The organism is Chryseobacterium sp. 2987 (assembly GCF_031456375.1).
In the GTDB taxonomy this organism is placed as follows: Bacteria; Bacteroidota; Bacteroidia; order Flavobacteriales; family Weeksellaceae; genus Chryseobacterium; species Chryseobacterium vaccae.
Genome location: NZ_JAVDUN010000011.1, coordinates 1 through 21447 on the forward strand (window position 1 = coordinate 1; position 21447 = coordinate 21447).

Here is a 21447-nt window from a genome sequence, read left to right on the forward strand (position 1 = left end):
AGACTTAATCTAAAAGGAAAGAGTCCGGTACAGTACCGAACTCTTTCATATAATAATATTGTTTAATTTTGTCTAAACTTTTGGGTGCAGTCTATCTTAAGCAGGATTCAGTTTATTTTATACAACGATTATTGAGCTAACTGAGCAAAAGGAGTCAGCTTATTATCATCAGACATTGTTTGTCCTAAGAAGTCTTTTTTCTGCTCTCCTTTCATTCTTCCGGCAGCATCATTGGCATTGAAATAAGCTTCACTTAATTTTGTTGCAATTTCTGCTGGCTTAAAATCAAATTTTGTATCGCCTTCTACTCCAAGATATCCGTTCTTTCTGGTAAGATTGGTGATATAATTGCTGTAATTAGTAAATGTATTTCTCAGATACAGCGTGTGGTATTCCATACATTTTTTAGCTTTTTTGGAAGAATTGTTTAGGATGCAGTTCTTCATATTATTTCTGTACAGGAACCATTCAGATTCCAGAATGCCGTATTCTTTACTTAATGTTGTCTTTCCGTTAGTCACAATATTACCATCGCCTTCCTTGTCTGCAATTGTTTGTAAGTGGGTAATAACCAATGGAACTGTATTTTCAATCTTTGTTTTAGTTTCCTTCAGAATGCTGAGATCTCCAGCAGGAGAGTTCTTCTTTTGAGCCGTAGTAACGTTAAAAATAAGCAGTAATAGTACAATCAATAAATTATATCTTTTCATGAGAAATTTTTAAAGCACTAAAATAAATATAATTTCCCGGTTAAAACAAATTCATTTTAATTTTATTTAATAAAAATTAACAAGTTTTAAGAATTTACAGTGTAATTTCATGTTTTTCTGCCGATTAATAAGGTGCAAAAATCAGAATGTTGAAAATTTAACATATTTTAATAAAATTTATTTTACTGATTTTCAGTTAATTATATTAATTTTGTTTTTATCACTAGAAAAATAGTTGTGAGCATTATATTTATTTCTACATTTGTATAACTAATTTCTTAGTGATATAGATTTTAAGGGTAATAAAACGGTATCACACGAACGATTAAATGATAAGAATATGAAAATTCAGACTTTAACAAAAGCAGAGGAACAGGTAATGCAATACCTATGGAAAATAGAAAAAGGCTTTTTAAAAGATGTTCTCGATCTTTTTCCTGAACCAAAACCGCACACCAACACCGTTTCTACTATTTTAAAAGTATTGAAAGATAAAGAATTCGTAGATTATCACGTACATGGAAGACAGCATGAGTATTTTCCATTGGTTTCTAAAGAACAGTATTCCGGGAAAACAATGAAAAGCCTTGTGAAAAACTATTTTAAAGGATCTTACAAAAGTGCCGTTTCTTTCCTGGTAGAAAAGAATGAAATGACTGTAGAAGATCTGGAAATGTTACTGAACGAACTTAAAAACAAAGACTAACTGATTATGGAAACATTACTTCTATATTTTGGAAAAGTAATTTTATGCTCCGGTGTAACATTTTTGTACTACCAGTTGTCTTTAAAAGACAAGACGTTTCATCATTATAACAGGTTTTATCTGTTGGCTGCCATGGTTGTATCATTGCTGCTCCCGCTGATTAAAATAGAAGATTTTACCATAGAGGTTAATAATGATGTCTATATGCTTCTTGATAAGCTGCAAAATTTTAACACAGAAAAAAATATTAACAATGACCACACTTATTTTAGAATTATTTTTTCAGCTCTGGGACTGGTTACTCTCTATTTTTTAGGGAAACTGATCTATGGGGTCATCAGGATCCAACAGCTTAAAAGTCAGTTTCAAAAGGAAAATATTGAAGGAATTAACTTCTATCGTACTGACCTTACCGAAGCTCCGTTCTCTTACTTTAAAAATCTTTTCTGGAAGAATACAATTACCCTGAATTCTGACATTGGAAAACAGATTTTAAAGCACGAAATGGTGCATATTGAACAGAAACACTCATTTGATAAAATTTTTATCGAAATCATTACCTCTGTTTTCTGGTTCAATCCTTTCTTTCATATCATCAAAAGAGAAATTAGTTTAATACACGAATACCTGGCTGATAAAAAAGCCGTAAAGCAATCGGACACCAAAGCATTTGCGCAGATGCTTTTAGCAAGCCACTTTTCCGGAACCCAGTTGCCTGCCACAAGTCCGTTTCTAAGTTCAAATCTAAAAAAACGACTCAAAATGTTACAAAAACCAAAAACCAAATTCGGATATGCGCGCAGAATTTTTGCCCTTCCGGTTTTATTTTCAGTAGCCTTTGCTTATCTGGTAAATGCTAAGAACAAAGAAATTCAAGAAACCAATATAGTAATTGAGAAAGCTGTTTCTCAGATTAAAAAAGATACCGTTACTCCTCAGAAAACCGAAAAAGCAATAAAATCTCAATTTTTTAAAGAACCTGAAAGTCAGAAAAAAATTACGGCTCTCGGACAAAAAATACAGGAGAAAAGTAAGGCTCTGAAAACTCTGAAGCCTGACAGTAAAGAATTTGAGAAAAACCTTGAAGAGATTGGTGAACTTTCCGGAGAGATTGGAAGAATCACAAGTTCTGATGATTTTAAAATGGTTTATGCTTTTGATGCTTCGGAATTTAAAAAAGTGAATGAATATTTCAAATCCAGTGAATGGAAAAACAAAATGAAAGCGCTGGAAGATATTGGAGTGGAAATACCAGATCTGTCTAATCTGAATATTGACTTCCCCGACACTCCTCCTACACCACCAAGAGCGCCGGGAGCTCCAGCAACACCTCCTTCGCCGCCCAAAGCGCCTAAAGTGAGATTTTTCAAGTCCAACGATTATGTATACGAAAACTGGAGCCCTAAAGCAGAAGCTTCTGCTGAAGATGCAAAAAAAGCAGCAAAAGTGGCTAAGGTAAAAGCTGAAATCGCAAGAAAGAAAGCGAAACTTGATATAGAAAGTGCGAAACTGGAAGGTGAAAGAGCCAAACTGGAGGCACAACGAAGAGCTCTGGATGGAAATGAAAGAAATGTGTATGTTTTTAAATCTTTCAATTCTGATAAGATGGGTGAAATGCCAAAATTGATGGAAATGGAAGCTGATTTTATCCGAAAAGATCCTAAAGGAGAGATCACGATGAACGGAATAAAAAGGTTCAAGCTGAATGAATGGAATAACACCAAGATATTCATAGATGGGAGAGAAGTTTCCAGAGAAGAAATGGAAGCCCTGAAACCTGAAAAAATCGCCAGTATCACCATTAATAAGCACAACTCAGCCAGCATCAGACGCGGAGAAATAAGAATTCAGACAAAGAAATAAAGTTCCATTAAGCTTTGTCAATCAAAGAATGACAAAGCTTTTTATTTAAAGATACACTATGAAAATTCAGATTTTACTTTTACTGCTCGCAGGTATTCTCACCGGAGCACAAACCAACAGATTCTTTTATGAGTATAAATTCATCCCGGATTCCAACAATAAAGAAGACGTGAAGAAAGAAATGATGCTGCTCGATATTAATAAAGAAGGCTCAACCTACTATAGCCATGATAAATTTGTTGCAGATTCAACTTCCAGAGCAGATCTGGAGAAGCAGCTGAAATCTGGGTTAGGAAGCATTAGTGTCAACAGAAGAGAAAAGTTGGGCCAGGTTTCTTATAAAGTAACAAAACAATATCCTGAGTTTAAAACCTATCTTTTTACCAGTGTTTCTACAGATAAATATAAAATACTGGAAGATAAAAAACCGGTTTGGAAAATTCTGTCTGAAAAGCAGAAGATCGGAGAATACAATGCTCAAAAAGCAACAACAAGCTTCGGAGGCAGAGAATGGACCGCTTGGTTTACCTCTGATATTCCTTTTCAGGATGGACCATATAAGTTTTACGGCCTTCCGGGGCTGATCGTCAAAATTGAAGATGCTACAGGTTCCCATACGATGACCCTTGTGGGCAACAAAGCTATACAGACTCCGGAACAGGAAAAAGAAATGACTCTTCCGGGTAATGTGAGGATATTTGGAATGGATGGCAAGGAGCTTGAAATATCAAAAGAGCAATATAAAAAAGCATGGAAAGCCTATGTGAATGATCCCTCTAAAAATATGAGAGAAATGATGAACAGGGGAGGAAGTGATAATTCCAAAGTGGTTTTTAAAGTAAAAACACCGGATGGAAAAGAAATGTCTGATCCCAACGAAGTGTTCAGGGAAATAGAAAAAAGAACCAAGGAAACCCTTAAGAAAAATAATAATCCGATCGAGCCGGATCTGGTGAATTAAAGTTATTTCATTTTTTAATCTTAAAAAAACAGGATAGGTATTATAAACTATCCTGTTTTCTTTTTTATTATCATACTTTAGCATTAAATTAAAACCATAAATTTTTTATGACAGAGAAGGAAAAATGTGCAGTAGGATTGCTTTATGATGCTAATTACGATAAAGAACTGATCCGCGAAAGAATGGCCTGTAAAGATCTGTGTCTGGAATATAATCAGTTAAAAAATTCGGATACTCAGAAAAGAAATGAAGTGATCCGGAAAATCATTAAAGATACGGGGGTAAACATTTGTATAGAACCGTCTTTCTGGTGTGATTACGGATATAATATCGAGGTTGGAGAAAATTTTTATGCCAATCATAATCTTACCATTCTGGATTGTGCCAAAGTAACCTTCGGTGACAATGTTTTCATAGGCCCAAACTGTAGTTTTTATACCGCGGGACATCCGTTAGATGCTGAACAGAGAAATAAAGGTCTGGAGTACGCCCATCCCATTACTGTAGGGAATAATGTGTGGCTGGGTGGAAATGTCGTGGTATTGCCGGGAGTATCTATCGGAAATAATGCTGTGATAGGAGCCGGAAGTGTAATAACTAAAGATATTCCTCACCATGTTGTAGCAGTGGGAAATCCGTGCAGGGTTATAAAGAATATTGAAGAAAACAACACATTTTAAAAAATCATAAATATGAAAAAGAGTATTTTTTTGTTCTGTCTCTTATCAGGGCTATTCTTTTACGGGCAGAGCCAGCGTTTTACCTATGAGTATAAGTTTGTCATTGATTCTACCGCTAAAGATAAGCAGGAGACAGAAATGATGTTTTTGGATATTTCTCCCAAAGGATCAAAATTTTACAGCAAAGATTATTTTGAGTCTGATTCCATTATGAATGCCAATTTTGAAAAGCAGATAAAAAGCGGAACAACAGATCTTCAGCTTACAGGAATGAAGTTCAAAGGAAAAGTGAGATACAGTATTGAAAAATCATATCCCGATTATTCCGTTAACTACTACATCATTTTAGCAACTGATGAATACCAGGTTCAGGACGGGAGAACGCAGAACTGGAAAATTCTTCCTAATAAAGCCAAAATAGGGGAATTTTCCACACAGAAAGCAACCTGTGAATTTGCCGGAAGAAAATGGACGGCATGGTTTACAACAGACCTGCCCATTCAGGACGGCCCGTATAAATTTCATGGTTTGCCCGGATTGATTGTGAAGCTTGAAGATGCTTCAAATTCCCATTCATTTGAGCTAAAAGGGGCTAAAAAGCTTCCTGCAGGATATGAATGGCAAAGTGTCAAAGACAAAGAACGTTATGATCCTTTGATTATAGTAAATGAAAATAAATATAAAAAGGCTTTTAAAGATTTCCTGAATGATCCAATGAAAGGGCATAGAAAAATGATGGGTGATGGTGTGATTACGGAAGTAAGAGACAGTACAGGAAAAATTATAGATCCTGAAAAAGTCAGACGGGATCAGGAAAAAAGAATAAAAGATAATTTAAAAAGGCAGAACAATATCCTCGAAATTGATCTGTTGAAATAAAAACAAACTCCCGGAATCAACGATTTCGGGAGTTTTATATCTGAATAACATTCAGTATTAAGCTAATTTCTGAGAATCAGCAATGAACTGAGCCAGTCCGCTGTCTGTTAATGGGTGTTTCAATAAGCTCAAGATTGGAGGAAGCGGAGAGGTGATTACATCAGCACCAATCTTAGCACAGTCTATGATGTGCATAGAGTGACGGATAGAAGCCGCAAGGATCTCCGTTTCATACATATAGTTATCAAAGATCAGTCTGATTTCCTGAATAAGGTTAAGACCGTCAGTAGAAATATCATCTAATCTTCCAAGGAAAGGAGAAACATAAGTTGCCCCTGCTTTAGCCGCTAAAAGAGCCTGCCCCGCAGAGAAGATTAACGTACAGTTCGTTTTGATCCCTTTATCAGAGAAATATTTCAATGCTTTAATACCGTCTTTGATCATCGGGATCTTTACCACGATATTTTCATGGATAGCCGCTAATTCCTCACCTTCTTTGATCATTTCTTCGTAAGTAGTAGAAAGTACTTCAGCAGAAATATCACCGTCTACAAGTTCGCAGATCGCTTTATAATGATTCTTGATCGCTTCAGATCCCTGGATTCCTTCTTTTGCCATTAGGGAAGGGTTCGTGGTAACACCATCTAAAATTCCAAGGTCTCTTGCTTCTTTGATCTGCTCTAAATTGGCTGTGTCAATAAAAAATTTCATTTTGTTTGATCGATTTATTTGCTGCAAAGATAAGGATTCCTTTGTGAGTGTAAAATTTTAATTGAGATTGATTGTAATAAGCATACTATTTGAATTAACCTCAGTTCGAATTATAGAGGTTTGAAGCTGGGAGCTGGAAGAGGGAAGTTATGAAGGGCACCCATAACAAGTGTTTATCTTTTTTATTTAATTTACAATGTCTTTCAATATCTATAACTAAAGTATCTTGCATCCTTTAAAATAAAATTTAACTGTACATTTGTTCATCATGAAAAAGAGCAGCTTTACTACCCAACTGGAAATTATCGGGATCAATCCGTTTGTTTTCCTTCCTGAAGATGTTTTAAATAAGATATTTGAAGCCTCCGGAAAGGATAAAAGTCCTATTCCGGTAAAAGGGACGGTAAATGGAATAGAATTTCAGCAGAATCTGATGAAATACCTGGGTGAATGGAGGCTGTATGTGAACCTTACCATGTTGAAAAATTCTCCCAAAAGGATTGGAGAAACTATTGAAGTTTGGGTAGAATATGATGATAGAAACAGAAGTATTTCCATTCATCCTCAATTAGAAGAAGCAATACAGGCAAGTTCTGTTGCGGTTAAAAATTTTGAAAATTTAATTCCTTCCAGAAGGCATGAGCTGATCCGCTATATCAATAATCTGAAAACTGAAGCCAGCATTCAACGGAATATTGAAAAAATTATCAGACATTTACACGGCGAAACAGACTTTTTCGGAAAAAAGATTGAAGAAAGGAAGGATTAAAAGCAGTACTGAATTTTATCTATCCAAAAAAATACCCCTAAAAGTATCTGACTTTTAAGGGCATTTTAATATTGTGGATTTTTTTTATGAATTTAAAGCCTGGCTGAGCTTTACAGCATCCTGGTTTGTAGGATCATATTGTATGGATTTAGCAATATGTTCTTTTGCTTTATTGGGATCACTTTTCTGTTCCGCAAAGGCAATATAGAAATAGGCATATGCCAGATTCTTTTTATTTTGCTCTACTTCCTCAGGCTTTACCGTTGCAATATATTTTTCATAAGCCAGCTTTGCATTTACATCATCTTTTGCAGATTGATAAGCATAGGCCTGACTGTAATAGGATGGAGCCCAATCCGGTAATAAAGCGGATATTTTTTTCCACGTATCAACAGCATTGGTCCAGTCGGACGCTTCCTGGTAAGCATTAGCCAGTTTTGCCAGTGTTTCTGCATCTTTTGGATTGGCCTCAACTTGCTTTTTAAGCCCTTCAATAACAGGATTATTTGATTGAGCTGTGGTGGCTGCAGCGGGGGTGTTGGTTTTATCCGTCTGCGTAGTTTGAGCATGTACAAGACTTGCGCTTCCCGCAAGTATCAAACCTAAAAATAGATTTTTAATATTAACTTTAACCATTTTCATAATCTTATATTTAAAAATTCTAAAGGTTGAAGTTCAATAATAATTCCATAAAAACTCAGATTTTAGAAGCTTTAAGTTTTTTTAGAAAATATTAACGGGATTGCTGTTTTTTTTAATTTAATTTTTGATTCGTTGAAGTCTGGGGTCTATCTTTGTAATTCAACTATTTTTTAATCAATATAATTTTCTTGTATGAACATCATATTAGCCTCAACATCTACCATTTTCGGTGGAGAATACCTGGAATACTTAAGAGAAGAATTAATTCAGTTATATAAAGGAGTGGACGAAATTGTGTTTGTCCCTTTTGCAAGACCCGGTGGGATTTCTCATGATGAGTATACCGCAAAAGCACAATCTTTTTTTGAAACCATTCATATTAAGGTGAGAGGACTGCATGAATTTGAGGATAAGGCAGAAGCTTTACATCATGCTCAAGGATATTTTACAGGCGGAGGAAATACTTTTTTGCTGGTTAAAACATTACATGAAGAAGGATTGATGTCCGTTTTAAAGGAAAATGTAGAAAAAGGGAAAGCGTATTTAGGCTGTAGTGCGGGAAGCAACATCGGAGGGCAGAATATGAAAACCACGAATGATATGCCGATTGTTTATCCACCAAGTTTTGACTGTATGGGGCTGGTTCCTTTCAATATCAATCCGCATTATCTTGACCCGAATCCTGATCTTAAACATAATGGAGAAACCAGAGAAACCCGTATTAAAGAATTTCTGACTCAGAATGACATCAAAGTCGTAGGCCTAAGAGAAGGAAACTGGATCAGAAAGATTAATGAGAGGATCACTGTGGAAGGAAGTGAACTGACAAGAATTTTTGAAAAAGACAAAGAACCCTACGAAATAGAAGCAGGAAGTGCTGTGTAAGGAGAGTATTCTCTATACTTCGTTGAATTTCCATGGTTTAAAAAGGGATTTTTTTTAATTATATTTGAATAAACAACCACAGAATGAAAAGAACGATTGCGGCTTTTACGCTTTCAACACAGCTGTTCTTTGCCCAGAATATATCTCAGAAACTGGACAAAGCGACTAAAGATCTTATGGATTCTTCAGGTGCCGTTTCATCTGGCCTGTCATTGTATGTTTCCGATGAAAATGGTAACCTGATTTATGAATACCAGGGAAATAAAGGACTTTCTACAGCTTCAACACAAAAAATATTTACAGCGGGAGCAGCCCTTGAAACACTAGGCAGGGATTATACCTTTAAAACAACAGCCGGGTATTCCGGAAATTTGTCGGGAGGTACACTGAACGGCAATCTTTTCATCAGTTCAAACGGAGATCCTACGCTGGGCAGCTGGCGTTATGAGGCCTATAAACCTGAAGCATTTAAAAAGAAATTCATTGAAGCCGTTAAAAGCTCCGGAATCACAAAAATATCCGGTGATCTGGTGATTGATGATTCTTATTTTGACCATCAGACGATTCCGGGAGGCTGGCCCTGGGATGACCTCGGGAATTATTACGGAGCCGGAGTTTGGGGAGTTAACTGGCGTGAAAACCAATTTGATATCAATATCAACGGAACAGAGTTTAAAGGGTTTTCCTATCCTTTGGAAAATGTGAAGTGGCTGAATGATCTTAAAGCAGGAGGAAACTCTGATCAAAGCCTCATCTTTACCGCTCCACATTCTGATGTTGCATTAATAAACGGAACTTTGCCGGCTGGAAAAACCGTTACGGTTTCAGGTTCTGTGCCCAATCCGCCTTTACAGCTGGGAGCAGAAGCCAGACAATGGCTAAAGGAGGCAGGGATAGATCTTTCAGGAAAAGTAATAACCTCTTCACAGCTTGAACTGGAAGGAAAAAGTATAGAGCCTTCTAAAAAGACAATCCTTACTTACCAGTCTCCGACTTTGGATAAAATTGTCTATTGGTTTTTACGAAAAAGTGTGAATCTTTATGGGGAAACACTCATTAAAACTCTGGGGAAAGAGAAAAAAGGAAATTCAAGCTTTAAAAGCGGAGTTGCTTATCTGAAGGAGTTCTGGAAATCAAAAGGAATCAATCCGAATATGATTAATTTTGCGGATGGAAGCGGACTTTCTCCTCAGAATTATGTCGCTGCCAAAGCCGAAGTACAGGCTCTTTTATACGCGAAGAAACAATCCTGGTTTGACGCTTATTATGATGGCTTTCCGGTACAGGATAACGGAATGAAAATGAAAAGCGGAACCATGAGAGATACCAAGTCTTTTGCAGGTTATCATACGGCCAAAGACGGCAAAAAATATGTATTTTCAATCATTATTAATAATTATCAGGGAAGCGGAAGCGCAGAACTGCAGAAAATTCTGAATGTTTTAAAATAAACAAACCGTGAGGAAATCCATATTTGCCAGATTGAATAACTGGATTATTTTTGTTGTAATGACTGCTTTGGTGGTTGCCATAGTAGTATCATCTACCATATTAATCAATTTCTTGCGTAAAGAAGAAATTAAAAGGGTTGATATTCTAGTAAGTGCTCTGAAATTCCAGCAGGAAGTAACCACTCCAAGTTTAGAAGTCCAGGAGCTGGTTCTCCAGATCTATAGTTCCAATACAACCATTCCTGTTATTATTTTAGATAAGGATGACCGCCCTGTTGAACATAAAAATATTCCCCAGGAAATTGAAAATGATTCTGAAGAGATTGTCATGCTGGCCAAAAAAATGGGCAAAAATTATCCTCCTATTGAACTGAAATTTTCTAATCAGAATAATCAGTTTGTTTATTATGATAATTCACGTGTTCTTAATAATCTGCGATATTCACCTTATATTCTGGGGTTGTTTATTCTGTTGTATTTTGGTTTTTCATTCTGGTTTTTCAGGACTATTAAAAAGACGGATGAGGGATATCTCTGGGCAGGTTTGGCGAAAGAAACAGCCCACCAGATCGGAACTCCTTTATCTTCAATGATTGGCTGGATGGAAATCATGAAGCTGGAAACCCCGGACTCTGAAGGAGTTTATGAAATTGAAAAAGACATTGAAAGACTGAGGACAATCTCCGAACGTTTTTCAAAGATCGGTTCCGTTCCTGAGCTGAACGATATGAATTTCAATGAAACGATTCTGGAAAATTATGACTATCTGAAAACACGGATTTCGAAAAAAGTAAAATTCAGCCTGCATCTTCCTGTCTATACTGTTATGTTGCCACACAACAAGATCCTGATGAGCTGGGTAATTGAAAACCTGGTGAAAAATGCAGTAGATGCCATGAAAGGCGAAGGCATTCTCGATATATATGTTTTTGAAAGAAACAAAAATATTCTGGTCGAAGTAAAAGATACCGGAAGCGGAATGACCAAACAGCAGGCAAGAAATGCTTTCAAACCGGGATATTCAACTAAAAAAAGAGGCTGGGGACTGGGACTTTCATTAGCCAGAAGAGTGATTCATGAATACCATAACGGAGATATTAAAATTTCTCAGACAGAAGTAGGTAAGGGAACAACTTTCAGAATTACTATTAAAAAAGCTTAACCAATTACATTCAAATCTAAACTAAAACAATAAAAAAAGCGGAGAATTACTCCGCTTTACTGTTATATACTAAATTTATTATTTCTTCCCTGTCAGCCACTGATTCTGCAGTTTCTGCTCTGCAGGTGTAGGATTGGCTTTGTACTGAAGAGTTTCTATACTCATCTTATCCAGAACGGCTTTTCCTTTAAGGGTCATCTTCTCGCTTTTTCCTGCGTTGTTTCTAAGAATGGTAACAGTAACTTCCTGACCTTCTTTGATTGATCTTGCATAACCTACAAAATCCTGCATCTTCTGAATATCAATGGATTTTCCGTCCAATGCTAAAATTTCGTCGGTACTTTTTAAACCAATGTTTTTTGAGAACGTAGACAACGCTGCGGTTTCTTCAAAAACAAGGGTTTTATTTTTTTCGTTATAGCCGGTAAGATTCGGATCTTTAATAAACCAGAAGATAGGTGGGATTTCCTGCTTGTTAACCGTTACACCTACCATATTCAGGTATTCTGCATAAGGGGTTGGCTGGTTTCCGGCAATATATTTATTGTAGAAATCTTTTACCTGCGGATATCCGGTTACTGCAACCAGTTCATCAATCAGCTTGTCATCTTTGAACGGTTTATTTTCTCCGAATCTTTGAGATAACTTTCTGATCATATCACGATAGCCCATTTCTCCGTTGGATAATTTTCTCAGTTCAATATCCAGGCACATGGCAAGCAGGGCTCCTTTTTCGTAAACGTTTCTGTATTGATCTTTATAAGGCTCCTTCAGAACATTTTTACTCATCACCGTGAATGGCATGGTATCATCATAATTCTTGGAGTTGGTGATTTTCTCTCCGATTCTTTCAAGAAACTCATCTTTATTAATCAGGCCTTCCTGAATCTGGAACAGGTTCGCGAAATATTCCGTTCCGCCTTCATACATCCAAAGATGCTGGGACATTTTCGGGTCTGAATAATCAAAATAATGAATCTCTTCAGAATGGGTTTTCAGAGGATTTACGGTATGGAAAAACTCATGGGAAACCACATCGGTAAGGGTTTTATCGATCGCGTTTTTAGGCATGGCTTCCGGAAGAACCACACTTGTGGATTCATGATGTTCCAAAGCTCCAAAACCTTTGATATTTGGTCCGTTACCTCCGGAAAGATAAAGCATGATCGCATATTTCTTATTGGTATTCATGTCGCCTAAGAATTTCTTTTGGGCAACCACCATTTTTTCTATATTATCTTTAAAATCGGCAGCTTTATATTTTCCTGTTGCAGAATAAACCCCTAATACCAGATCCATTCCTCCGGCATTAAAAGTAACATAATCTGGCTTGGTGTACATTAACGGCGAATCTGTAACCTTTGCATAGTTGGCTAATGTGTAAGTATCTGTAGAATCGGATTTATCCTGGTCTACAAGAGCGGTCGTTCCATAAAAATCTGCAGGCTTCTGAACCACCAGCTGATAAGGAACATCCTGCATATTATCAATATAGCCGATAAAACCGTGGGTATTGATCAGGTATACTTTTCCTTCCTCAATATTGGTTCCTGATGGAGAAAATACTGCTTTATGTTTGGAAGCATCCATTTCTTCATCAAAACTGTCGTTCACCAGGTAGGTTACTTTCGTCAGGCTTTGGGCATTTTTAAGTGAATATGTATTGTCATTTACTTTAGTATAAGTAAGTTCTTTGCCTTTGTTGTCATAGAATTTAATCCCTTCTACAAATCTTCCGTAATCATCTTCAGAATAAGTACCCGGAACTGTTTTAGGAAAATGGAATTTTACGTCTCCTGATTTCATTTTAGGAAACTCCATGGTAACAGCTACTTTGTCATCTTTTACATGAACAAGATCAATTGTTGTTTTGATAGATTGGGCGTTGGCCATTAAAGCGGCAAAAAGCCCGAGAGTGAGTGTGGTTTTTTTCATTAAGTTTGAATTTTTATAACTAAGTAGTTGTTGTTTTTCTCATTTTGTTACGAAGTAAGGTCTTAAACTTTTCTTAAAATTTTTTGAGGCAGAAAATCGAAATTCCCGATGGAGAAATTGAACAGCTCCAGAAAGCAAAAAGGCAAATTCGCCTGAAACGATTCTGCCTTTTATATGATTTACTGAGCTTTTATATAATATACATAATAGTTCTTATTCCACTCAACCGGGGTATTTTTCTTTAACTTTACCGTTTGCCATTGCTCTGTCGGGTTAATGGTTTGTTCCCCGTCAATTCTTATCGGAAGCTTAAGATTTTTTACCGTATTGGTATAGCGGAATTTTAAAGTTTCGTTATCCTGTGAGTATTCCAGGGTCGGAATTTTGGTCGTTCTCAGATACTGATCAAAAATACTTGAAAGATCAATTCCTGCTTTGGTTGAAATATAATCCTCAATCTGTTTGGTGGTAACAGTTTTATGATAGAAATCCTTGTTCATTCCTCTTAAGATCTGTCTGAACTTTTCATCGTTATTGATGACCTGTCTTATCGTGTGGATCATACTGGCTCCCTTAGGATACATATCACCGCTTCCTTCACTTCTTACTCCGTAATGGCCAATGATCGGGATATCATTCATAATCGTGTTATGAAGTCCCTGGGCATAAATATCTGCCGATTTTTTATCCATATATTTTTCAGTGAAAAGAACTTCGGAATACATGGTAAAGCTTTCATGAATCCACATATCTGCCATATCTTTCGCTGTAATATTGTTGGCAAACCATTCATGGCCGCTTTCGTGGATGATGATATAATCCCAGTTCAGGCCAACTCCGGTTCCCGAAAGATCTCTTCCGAGGTATCCGTTCTGATATCCATTTCCATAGGCCACATTGCTCTGATGCTCCATGCCGAGATACGGAGAGTCTACGAGTTTGTAGGAGTCCTCATAAAAAGGATAAGGTCCGAACCAGTATTCAAATGCTGAGAGCATTGGCTTTACCTGCTGGAACTGTTTTTTTGCTTTTTCAAGATTATAATCGAGTACCCAGTAATCCAGATCGAGCTTTCCTTTTTCACCGTTAAAAGTGTCTTTAAAGTTGACATACTTTCCGATATTCGGAATGATAGAATAGTCATTGATCGGATTTTTCACTTCCCATGTATATGTTGTTTTACTGCCCTCGGTTTTTTTATCAATCAGTCTTCCGTTTCCTACTCCTGCAAGTTCATTGGGAGTGATGATCTTCATAATAATACCATTATCCGGTTCATCGCTCCAGATATCTTTGGTAGGCAGCCAGAGTGACGAGCCTTCTGCCTGATCAGCAACACTCATCCAGGGATTCCCTTTTTCATCCTTGGTGAAGATCCAGCCTCCGTCCCAGGGTGCTTTTTTAGCAATCACAGGGTTTCCGGAGTACGTGACATTCATGGTGTATTTTTCACCTTTTTTAAATTTCTTTTTAGATGTTACGAAAATAAAATCACCATCCTGCTTATAACCGGTAATGGGAAAGCTGCCTTCCACTTGATCTGCTTTCATAGGCTGCTGCAAATCGATCTGGAAAACAGGATTTGTAACATCTTTGGTGATTTCAAAGCTGATCTTATTGTAACCTTTAATACTTTTCTGCTCAAAATCTGGTTCTACAGAAAGGTCGTATTTTTTTACATCCCAAAAGTTCCGGAACTGGGTGTCAGAACCCCTTAAAGTGTCCTGTTTGGTGAAAACTCTGTTTTTTTCAAAGACCTGCCCGAAAGCAAACCCTGAAATAAAGAGAAGAGTGAACGTCAGCTTTTTCATAGTGAATTGCATTAATAATCTTTCAAAAATAGAAAAATTAATGCCAACTGAAAGATGTTTTTTTATGATTGATTATTAGAGTTGTTAATAATATTTGATTTTAATGTATTTTCATTTGTAGAATATTGAACTTTTTCTTATTCGGTTAACATTTGTTAATGAAACATATGAAAAATGTAAATATTTTTGAGAAAAGCAACTTTGAAAAGATAACAGGATACGCCTATGAACTCTGAAGCATTACTTTCATTTTTAAAAGAAAACCTGAAGCTGAGTGAAGAAGAAATTGAAATGTCAAAACACCTATGGAAAAAAGTAACCTACGAGAAAGGCTCCTATTTTAACCAGCGTGGAGATATCTGCTTACAGTTGGGTTTTATAGAAAAAGGGATTTTCAGAACCTATTTTATTGATGATCATTCTAAAGAACATATTCTTTTCCTGAGTGGAAAAGGAGAATTGGTTACGGCTTTGAGGAGTATGACCAAAAAGATTCAGTGTACCTATTATATTGAAGCGATTATAGAATCATCCATCTGGGTGATTAATGTAGATGATCTGGAAAATTTATATGAGATTTCCAAAGGATGGGAAAGGGCAGGGCGCATTATTGCCGAAGAATCTTTTTTTGCTCTTTTACACCGGATGGAAACCATTTCTTTTTTATGTGCCCGGGATCGGTATATGCAGTTTCTTAAAGAATTTCCGGATCTACCGTCCCATATTCCACAGTATTATATCGCTTCGTTCCTGGGAATGGAAAATCCTTCGCTTAGCCGCCTGAAACGGGGTATAACAGCGAATGAACAGGATTGATAAAATTAAAAAATATTCAGTAGCTACGAATTGAGGCCTATTCTTCTAAGGCCTAAGAAAAGAGAAGAAACCGCTGAAACACTCCGGCGGAAGGGAGTGTATGAACTAAAAATGACAAAATTATGCAACTTGAAAATTTAAACTCAGACAAATTCAAAACCCTAACAAGACCACAGTTGGGAACCGTGAAAGGTGGTGACAGACGTGCCACTAAAAGCGGAACTTATACGGCTAAGGGGCTTGATGTCCTTAAAGATGGAACTTATACCTATTCTGAAGACCGTCAGGAACTTAATAGTGAAGGACAAACCATGCATATGGAGTACTGTATTGACGGCAGATGGTATACCATACGTGCCTGATGACAAAATGTTCAGTAACAGGCTGAAAAAACTTTTAAAAAGCATCCCAACGTAACAAAGCAGGATGTACTAACTAAAAATATTGAAATCATGAAACTTGAAAATTTAAACTCAGACAAATTCAAAACCTTAACAAGACCACAGCTGGGAACAGTTAAAGGTGGTGAAAGATGTGCAACCAGAGGAGGAAGTTATATTGCTAAAGGTATTGACGGACTTAAAGATGGTACCTATACTTATTCAGAAGACCGTGAGGAATTTAACAGTGAAGGAACTCTTATGCGCAGGGAATATTGTATTGACGGCAGATGGCATATTGTAAGGTTTTAATAAAGAATTGTTCCGTCTTAAAGGGCGGAACATTTTCTGCTTATTCAGGGAAATATGAACATAAAAATTAACTCCATTCAGCAGGATTATTCCACCAATGATGTTCTGGACTGGATCTATTTTGAATATCCATCTGCGGTATGTGATAGAAATGAGGATTTTGAAGTGGAAAGTATGCATATTTCCAATCACACAAATCCTATCAATGATAATTCATATTGGTATAGGAGAGGGTACTTAAAAGATCATGGGTATCATCCGGGACCTATATTGAATCAATATGATAACCAATCAGTCAGAAACATATTCTTAAACGTTTATGATCAATATAATTTTGAAGAAAAAGCCATTCATGAAGCGTATATTGATTGGTATGACCAACTGTTCAAACAGCGGTTAAATAAAAGAAGCGATAATAATATCAATAAATTAAAAGTTCTTCAGAAAGCAAAAGAAGCAGGGCTTCTGATTCCTGAAACACTGGTCTCTTACAATATATCAGTGATAGAAGGCTTTTACAGGTCTCATGAGAAAATCATTGTTAAAGATGTCATGCTTGATGATATAAAGATTAATTGGGATGAAGAGTTTGATATATTGGTAAAAGTTCCTCCCACCATTGTTACAGATGCTCATATTCAGCAGTTAAAGGAAATCAGAAGTAATATATCACAAGGGTATATTTTTCTGCAGGAATATATTGAAAAAGAATATGAACTGCGCATTTTTTACCTGGACGGCAAACTGTATTCTATGGCTATTTTTTCTCAGGCTAATGAAAGAACCAAAGTAGATTTCAGAAATTATGATACAGAACGGCCAAACCGCTGTGTGCCTTATCTGTTGCCGGGAAAAGAAACCAAAAAAATAAAAAAACTGATGAAAAGCCTGGACATTAACTGTGCTTCCATAGATATGATTTATACAGATAAAAAAGAATATGTTTTTCTGGAAGCCAATCCTGTAGGGCAGTTCCAATGGCTTTCGGATAATTGCAACTATGATATTGAACGAAGCATTGCCCGATTTTTAAACCAATAACAATGAATGAAAAGAGAGAGCAGGTCCGGAGAGATTTCATAAGCTGGGCCGAAGAAAACAGGCATAATCTTCCATTGAATTCCGCTTTCTGGGAGGTCTGGATATTGCGAAAAAAACAGACAGATGATGTTCAGGATAGCTTCTTAGAAGTATTAGGCAGGTATGATGCCAGACTGGAAAGAGGTGTCCCTTTTTACAAACCTTATTCAAAACTGGTGATATGGAATCTGAATGGTTAAAACTGTACAGCAATTGTGTGTTGGTACAAGGAGCATCAAGAGCATCAATATGCGATCTTCAAAGGGGTGAAATTCATCTGATTCCACTGTCTTTAGCTGAATTATTCAATAAAAAAGACTGTTTTAACATCAATAACGTCAGAAAAAAATTAAACCCGGAATCTCAAAAAGTTCTGGATGATTATATTGAATTTCTTGTTGAGCATGAACTATGTTTTTTCTGTACTTCAAAAGAAATTAACCGCTTTCCGAAGATGCCGGAAGAATGGCTCTTTCCCGCTCATATTTCTCACGCAGTTCTGGATACGTACTCCAATTTTGATTATTTCGATGATTCTTTTCTGGCCCAGCTGGAAAAACTTTGCTGTAACCATCTCCAGTTCCGGTTTTTTAATGAAATATCTACCCAAGAGCTGAAGCTTTTACTCGAAAAAATAAAACCAACCCAGATGAAGTCAATAGAAGTGATACTGCCTGAAAATAAGGAAGAAATACAATTCTATGATACAATAGTTAGCCTGGTGAACACACATAAAAAAATAAGTACTTTAATCATAACCAATGCTGATGATAATAAAGTTTTGCAGGACGAAATCGAAGGGATGGGAATGATCGTAAAGGTTACAGAAAAAATCGACAGCCCTTTACATTGTGGGTTGATGAGTCCCCAATTATTCAATGTTAATATTCCTACTTACACAGAGTCTATCAATCACAATTCCTGCCTGAACCGAAAGCTTTCCATTGATACTGATGGCAATATCAAAAATTGTCCGGCAATGAAAGCGTCTTTTGGAAATATCAGGAATACAGCTTTAGAAGAAGCTGTCAGTCATTCAGAATTTAAGAGATATTGGAATATCACCAAAGATCAGATCACCAAATGTAAGGATTGTGAATTCCGTCATGTCTGTATCGACTGCAGAGCCTACATAGAAAATCCGGAAGATCAATATTCAGCACCCCTTAAATGCGGCTACGATCCGCAAATCTGTGAATGGGAAGACTGGAGCATCCACCCCTTAAAGCAGAGAGCGATAAACCGCTACGGAATGAGAGAAATTATAAAATAAATGAAGACTTGTTTTTAATTTGAATAATTCACTTAAAAATCAAGATTCAAACAAAATATAACATCATACCCGGAGTTAGGACAATAAGCAATAAGCAATAAGCAATAAGCAATAAGCAATAAGCAATAAGCAATAAGCTATTTCTGTACTGCCGGAAGATTCCCGTTAGCCTTCTGAACCCTTTTGTAGGTGATATTACACATCATGATACTGAATTCATAAAGGATCAGCAGTGGGAAAGCAGCCATCAGCATACTTAAAACATCAGCAGGAGTAATAATTGCAGCAACCACCATGATCAAAACGATAGCATGACGACGGTATGTTTTCATGAACATTGGAGTCAGGATGCCGATGCTTGTCAGGAAGTAAATCAGGATCGGGAAGAGGAATATCACCCCCATCCCTATAACAACCTGTAGAAACAGTGTAGTATAATCACTCAGATCATATAACGGAACAATAATATCTGAAATTTTGAAAATAACCCCGAAGTTAACTGCAAATGGAAGAATTAAAAAATAACCGCAAAGTACACCTGTCATAAACAGAATCCACACTGCATTGATGATATAAATTGAATTTTTTCTTTCTTTAGGATGAAGAGCAGGACTGATGAATCGCCACAATTCCCATACAATATAAGGAAAAGCAGCTACCATTCCTCCGAAAATAGAAACAGCCATCATCACATTGAACTGCTGGTAAAGTCTCTGTACACGAACCGGAAAGTCCTTAGGAAGGTGAATACTGTCTTCTCCTAGGATCATTCTCGAAAAATGGTTCACCACTTTAAACGTAGGAAAATCATTTCTTGTAGGCCCGAAAAAAATATGGTCCATGATCCAGTTGATATTGAAACCGACAGCAAAAGCAGCAATTATAATCGCAATAATCGAGCGGATAAGATGTCCTCTTAATTCTCCAATATGCCCAAGAAAGGACATGTCTTTACCTTCACTCACAGAATATATTTTTTTAAGGCACAAATTTATGAAATATTTGATGAAAAGCCCGACGTTTGAAACTTAAAATTACTGCGGTCTGTACAAACTGAAATCATATCCTCTTTCCTTGACATTCATTGCTGTTAAAAGTTCCTCTGCTGTCCTGTTGATTACCTTCCATCGTTCATCATGATCCACATCAACAGTTGCGAAAAGCCACTCCGATTCTGAAATTTGGGAAGTAACCTCTTTAAAATACAATAATTGGGGTAATAAAGACCTTTCAACCAGCTGATTTCTGAATAAACTTTCCATCTGCTTCTCATGAAAAAGGCTTTTCAGATCATCACCAATATCTCCAAAATACAGATTCTCTTCAATAAGTTTGAACTGTTCGGAATGATAAGTACAGAAGATCAGGCACTTTACTAAAAGATCATAATGCCCATGGCTGTATTGATCATAATAAGCATCGCTTCCGTACTCATCAGCCCCTTCCTTAGGAATATAATGTGGGGCAGATCTTCTTACATCATCCTGATGATCCAGGTATTTTTTAAGAAAATAGGCGAAGACAGCCAGAAGAGAAAAAAAGATCATGATTAGTTTTTTAACAGAATTGCCGAAATTAAGAAATAAAATTAATTTTTCATATAAAAAAGGTCATGCAGAGCGTATCTATGCATGACCTTGTCCGGTTTTTAGATGATAAACCTACATTATTTCTCCAGAATTTCCAGTACTTTTTCTCCAACTGCTCCTCCGGACTGAGGGTTTTGTCCTGTAACCAAACGTCCGTCAGATACTGCAAAAGGAACAAAATCCTGATCTGCTTTTACATAATGGGCACCTCTGCTTTTCAAAACGTCTTCAGTAAGATAAGGCATATGATCAGCCAGTTCCGCGGCAATTTCCTCAGAATTGGAAAACCCGGTCAGCGTTTTTCCTTTAATAAGAAGCTCTCCGTCTGAAAGTTTAATATTGAACAAACCTACCGCTCCGTGGCAGACAGAAGAAACAATACCTCCGTTTTCATAAATTTTGCTGGCGATTTCCTGAAGTTCGGTATTTTCCGGGAAATCCCAAACTACACCGTGCCCTCCGGAATAATAGATCACACTGTAGTCTTCTGCATTGATATCAGAAGGTTTTAAAGTATCTGCCAGCTTATTTCTAAATGTTTCATCAGCATAATATTTCCAGTCTACAGGCTGTACAAACATCTGCAGAGAAACGGGGTCGAGCGGAGTATAACCTCCTCTAGGGCTTACAAAATCTATTTCATAGCCTTTTTCATGTAGTTTTTCATAAAAATGAACGGCTTCTCCCAGCCATAAGCCGGTAGCTCTGTCCATTTCAGGATACTTTTCTACACTTGTTACTACGATTAATGCTTTCTTTTTCATTGTATTCGGGATTAAATGTTATTTTTTGTATTTGTTTTGATGAGTACAAAGTTTCACATTTTAATACT

23 protein-coding genes are annotated in these 21447 nt (G+C 36.7%); 15 read left to right on the forward strand and 8 right to left on the reverse strand.

The window, feature by feature from the left end:
- Nucleotides 1-128 precede the first annotated feature (128 nt).
- On the reverse strand, nt 129-710 hold the full coding sequence (locus J2Y40_RS21700; RefSeq protein WP_310001303.1) for a hypothetical protein: 582 nt from the start codon (nt 708-710) through the stop codon (nt 129-131).
- A 340-nt stretch (nt 711-1050) separates the two neighbouring features.
- On the opposite strand from J2Y40_RS21700, the gene J2Y40_RS21705 reads away from it, so the two are divergent.
- From J2Y40_RS21705 to J2Y40_RS21725, 5 genes are all read left to right on the forward strand, one after another.
- Nucleotides 1051-1416, forward strand: coding sequence for a BlaI/MecI/CopY family transcriptional regulator (locus J2Y40_RS21705; protein ID WP_153393007.1), 366 nt, complete (start codon nt 1051-1053; stop codon nt 1414-1416).
- Nucleotides 1417-1422: 6 nt separating this feature from the next.
- Entirely contained in the window at nt 1423-3279 is a 1857-nt protein-coding gene (locus tag J2Y40_RS21710) for a M56 family metallopeptidase (protein WP_310001308.1), read from the forward strand.
- 58 nt (nt 3280-3337) lie between these two features.
- The gene (locus J2Y40_RS21715) at nt 3338-4240 is read left to right on the forward strand and encodes a GLPGLI family protein (RefSeq protein WP_310001314.1); all 903 of its coding nucleotides are present in this window, start codon (nt 3338-3340) and stop codon (nt 4238-4240) included.
- Nucleotides 4241-4347: 107 nt separating this feature from the next.
- A complete protein-coding gene (locus J2Y40_RS21720; RefSeq protein WP_153392998.1) occupies nt 4348-4920 on the forward strand; it encodes a sugar O-acetyltransferase in 573 nt (190 codons plus the stop codon).
- Between the two features lie 12 nt (nt 4921-4932).
- Nucleotides 4933-5799 carry a GLPGLI family protein gene (locus tag J2Y40_RS21725; RefSeq protein WP_310001318.1) on the forward strand — a complete coding sequence of 289 codons (867 nt, stop codon included), beginning with the start codon at nt 4933-4935 and terminating at the stop codon, nt 5797-5799.
- 57 nt (nt 5800-5856) lie between these two features.
- On the opposite strand, the gene fsa is transcribed toward J2Y40_RS21725, so the two are convergent.
- Entirely contained in the window at nt 5857-6510 is a 654-nt protein-coding gene (gene fsa / locus J2Y40_RS21730) for a fructose-6-phosphate aldolase (RefSeq protein ID WP_153392992.1), read from the reverse strand.
- Nucleotides 6511-6778: 268 nt separating this feature from the next.
- On the opposite strand from fsa, the gene J2Y40_RS21735 reads away from it, so the two are divergent.
- Nucleotides 6779-7279, forward strand: coding sequence for a YdeI/OmpD-associated family protein (locus J2Y40_RS21735; protein ID WP_153392989.1), 501 nt, complete (start codon nt 6779-6781; stop codon nt 7277-7279).
- 84 nt (nt 7280-7363) lie between these two features.
- Here J2Y40_RS21735 and J2Y40_RS21740 read toward each other — a convergent pair whose 3' ends face one another.
- Complete coding sequence (locus tag J2Y40_RS21740; RefSeq protein ID WP_310001322.1) at nt 7364-7921, reverse strand: hypothetical protein; 558 nt, start codon at nt 7919-7921, stop codon at nt 7364-7366.
- A 192-nt stretch (nt 7922-8113) separates the two neighbouring features.
- Between J2Y40_RS21740 and pepE the strand changes: the two genes are divergently transcribed.
- From pepE to J2Y40_RS21755, 3 genes are all read left to right on the forward strand, one after another.
- Nucleotides 8114-8806: a dipeptidase PepE gene (gene pepE, locus J2Y40_RS21745; protein ID WP_153392983.1), complete on the forward strand. Its 693-nt coding sequence runs from the start codon at nt 8114-8116 to the stop codon at nt 8804-8806.
- Nucleotides 8807-8889: 83 nt separating this feature from the next.
- Nucleotides 8890-10257 carry a D-alanyl-D-alanine carboxypeptidase/D-alanyl-D-alanine-endopeptidase gene (gene dacB / locus J2Y40_RS21750; protein ID WP_153392980.1) on the forward strand — a complete coding sequence of 456 codons (1368 nt, stop codon included), beginning with the start codon at nt 8890-8892 and terminating at the stop codon, nt 10255-10257.
- Nucleotides 10258-10264: 7 nt separating this feature from the next.
- A complete protein-coding gene (locus J2Y40_RS21755; protein ID WP_409017733.1) occupies nt 10265-11419 on the forward strand; it encodes a sensor histidine kinase in 1155 nt (384 codons plus the stop codon).
- Nucleotides 11420-11497: 78 nt separating this feature from the next.
- Here J2Y40_RS21755 and J2Y40_RS21760 read toward each other — a convergent pair whose 3' ends face one another.
- Both J2Y40_RS21760 and J2Y40_RS21765 read right to left on the reverse strand, forming a co-directional pair.
- The gene (locus tag J2Y40_RS21760) at nt 11498-13354 is read right to left on the reverse strand and encodes a peptidase M61 (protein WP_153392977.1); all 1857 of its coding nucleotides are present in this window, start codon (nt 13352-13354) and stop codon (nt 11498-11500) included.
- Nucleotides 13355-13533: 179 nt separating this feature from the next.
- On the reverse strand, nt 13534-15165 hold the full coding sequence (locus tag J2Y40_RS21765; RefSeq protein WP_310001326.1) for a M1 family metallopeptidase: 1632 nt from the start codon (nt 15163-15165) through the stop codon (nt 13534-13536).
- 225 nt (nt 15166-15390) lie between these two features.
- On the opposite strand from J2Y40_RS21765, the gene J2Y40_RS21770 reads away from it, so the two are divergent.
- The 6 genes from J2Y40_RS21770 to gwsS all read left to right on the forward strand — a co-directional run bounded on the left by J2Y40_RS21770 (nt 15391) and on the right by gwsS (nt 19026).
- Complete coding sequence (locus tag J2Y40_RS21770) at nt 15391-15981, forward strand: Crp/Fnr family transcriptional regulator (protein WP_310001328.1); 591 nt, start codon at nt 15391-15393, stop codon at nt 15979-15981.
- Between the two features lie 122 nt (nt 15982-16103).
- Entirely contained in the window at nt 16104-16343 is a 240-nt protein-coding gene (locus tag J2Y40_RS21775) for a hypothetical protein (RefSeq protein ID WP_153392969.1), read from the forward strand.
- Between the two features lie 90 nt (nt 16344-16433).
- Complete coding sequence (locus J2Y40_RS21780) at nt 16434-16673, forward strand: hypothetical protein (RefSeq protein ID WP_153392966.1); 240 nt, start codon at nt 16434-16436, stop codon at nt 16671-16673.
- A 54-nt stretch (nt 16674-16727) separates the two neighbouring features.
- A complete protein-coding gene (locus tag J2Y40_RS21785; RefSeq protein WP_310001333.1) occupies nt 16728-17714 on the forward strand; it encodes a hypothetical protein in 987 nt (328 codons plus the stop codon).
- 2 nt (nt 17715-17716) lie between these two features.
- On the forward strand, nt 17717-17953 hold the full coding sequence (locus tag J2Y40_RS21790) for a hypothetical protein (RefSeq protein ID WP_153392960.1): 237 nt from the start codon (nt 17717-17719) through the stop codon (nt 17951-17953).
- Complete coding sequence (gwsS, locus tag J2Y40_RS21795; RefSeq protein WP_310001336.1) at nt 17935-19026, forward strand: grasp-with-spasm system SPASM domain peptide maturase; 1092 nt, start codon at nt 17935-17937, stop codon at nt 19024-19026. The genes J2Y40_RS21790 and gwsS overlap by 19 nt, the downstream gene beginning before the upstream one ends.
- A 137-nt stretch (nt 19027-19163) precedes the next feature.
- Here the strand turns inward: gwsS and tatC are convergent, their stop codons facing one another.
- The 3 genes from tatC to J2Y40_RS21810 all read right to left on the reverse strand — a co-directional run bounded on the left by tatC (nt 19164) and on the right by J2Y40_RS21810 (nt 21379).
- Nucleotides 19164-19991 (reverse strand): twin-arginine translocase subunit TatC, encoded by an 828-nt coding sequence (gene tatC / locus J2Y40_RS21800; protein ID WP_185151935.1) that lies wholly within the window; start codon nt 19989-19991, stop codon nt 19164-19166.
- 69 nt (nt 19992-20060) lie between these two features.
- Entirely contained in the window at nt 20061-20573 is a 513-nt protein-coding gene (locus J2Y40_RS21805; protein ID WP_153392954.1) for a hypothetical protein, read from the reverse strand.
- 119 nt (nt 20574-20692) lie between these two features.
- On the reverse strand, nt 20693-21379 hold the full coding sequence (locus J2Y40_RS21810; RefSeq protein WP_310001338.1) for a type 1 glutamine amidotransferase domain-containing protein: 687 nt from the start codon (nt 21377-21379) through the stop codon (nt 20693-20695).
- Nucleotides 21380-21447: the final 68 nt, after the last annotated feature.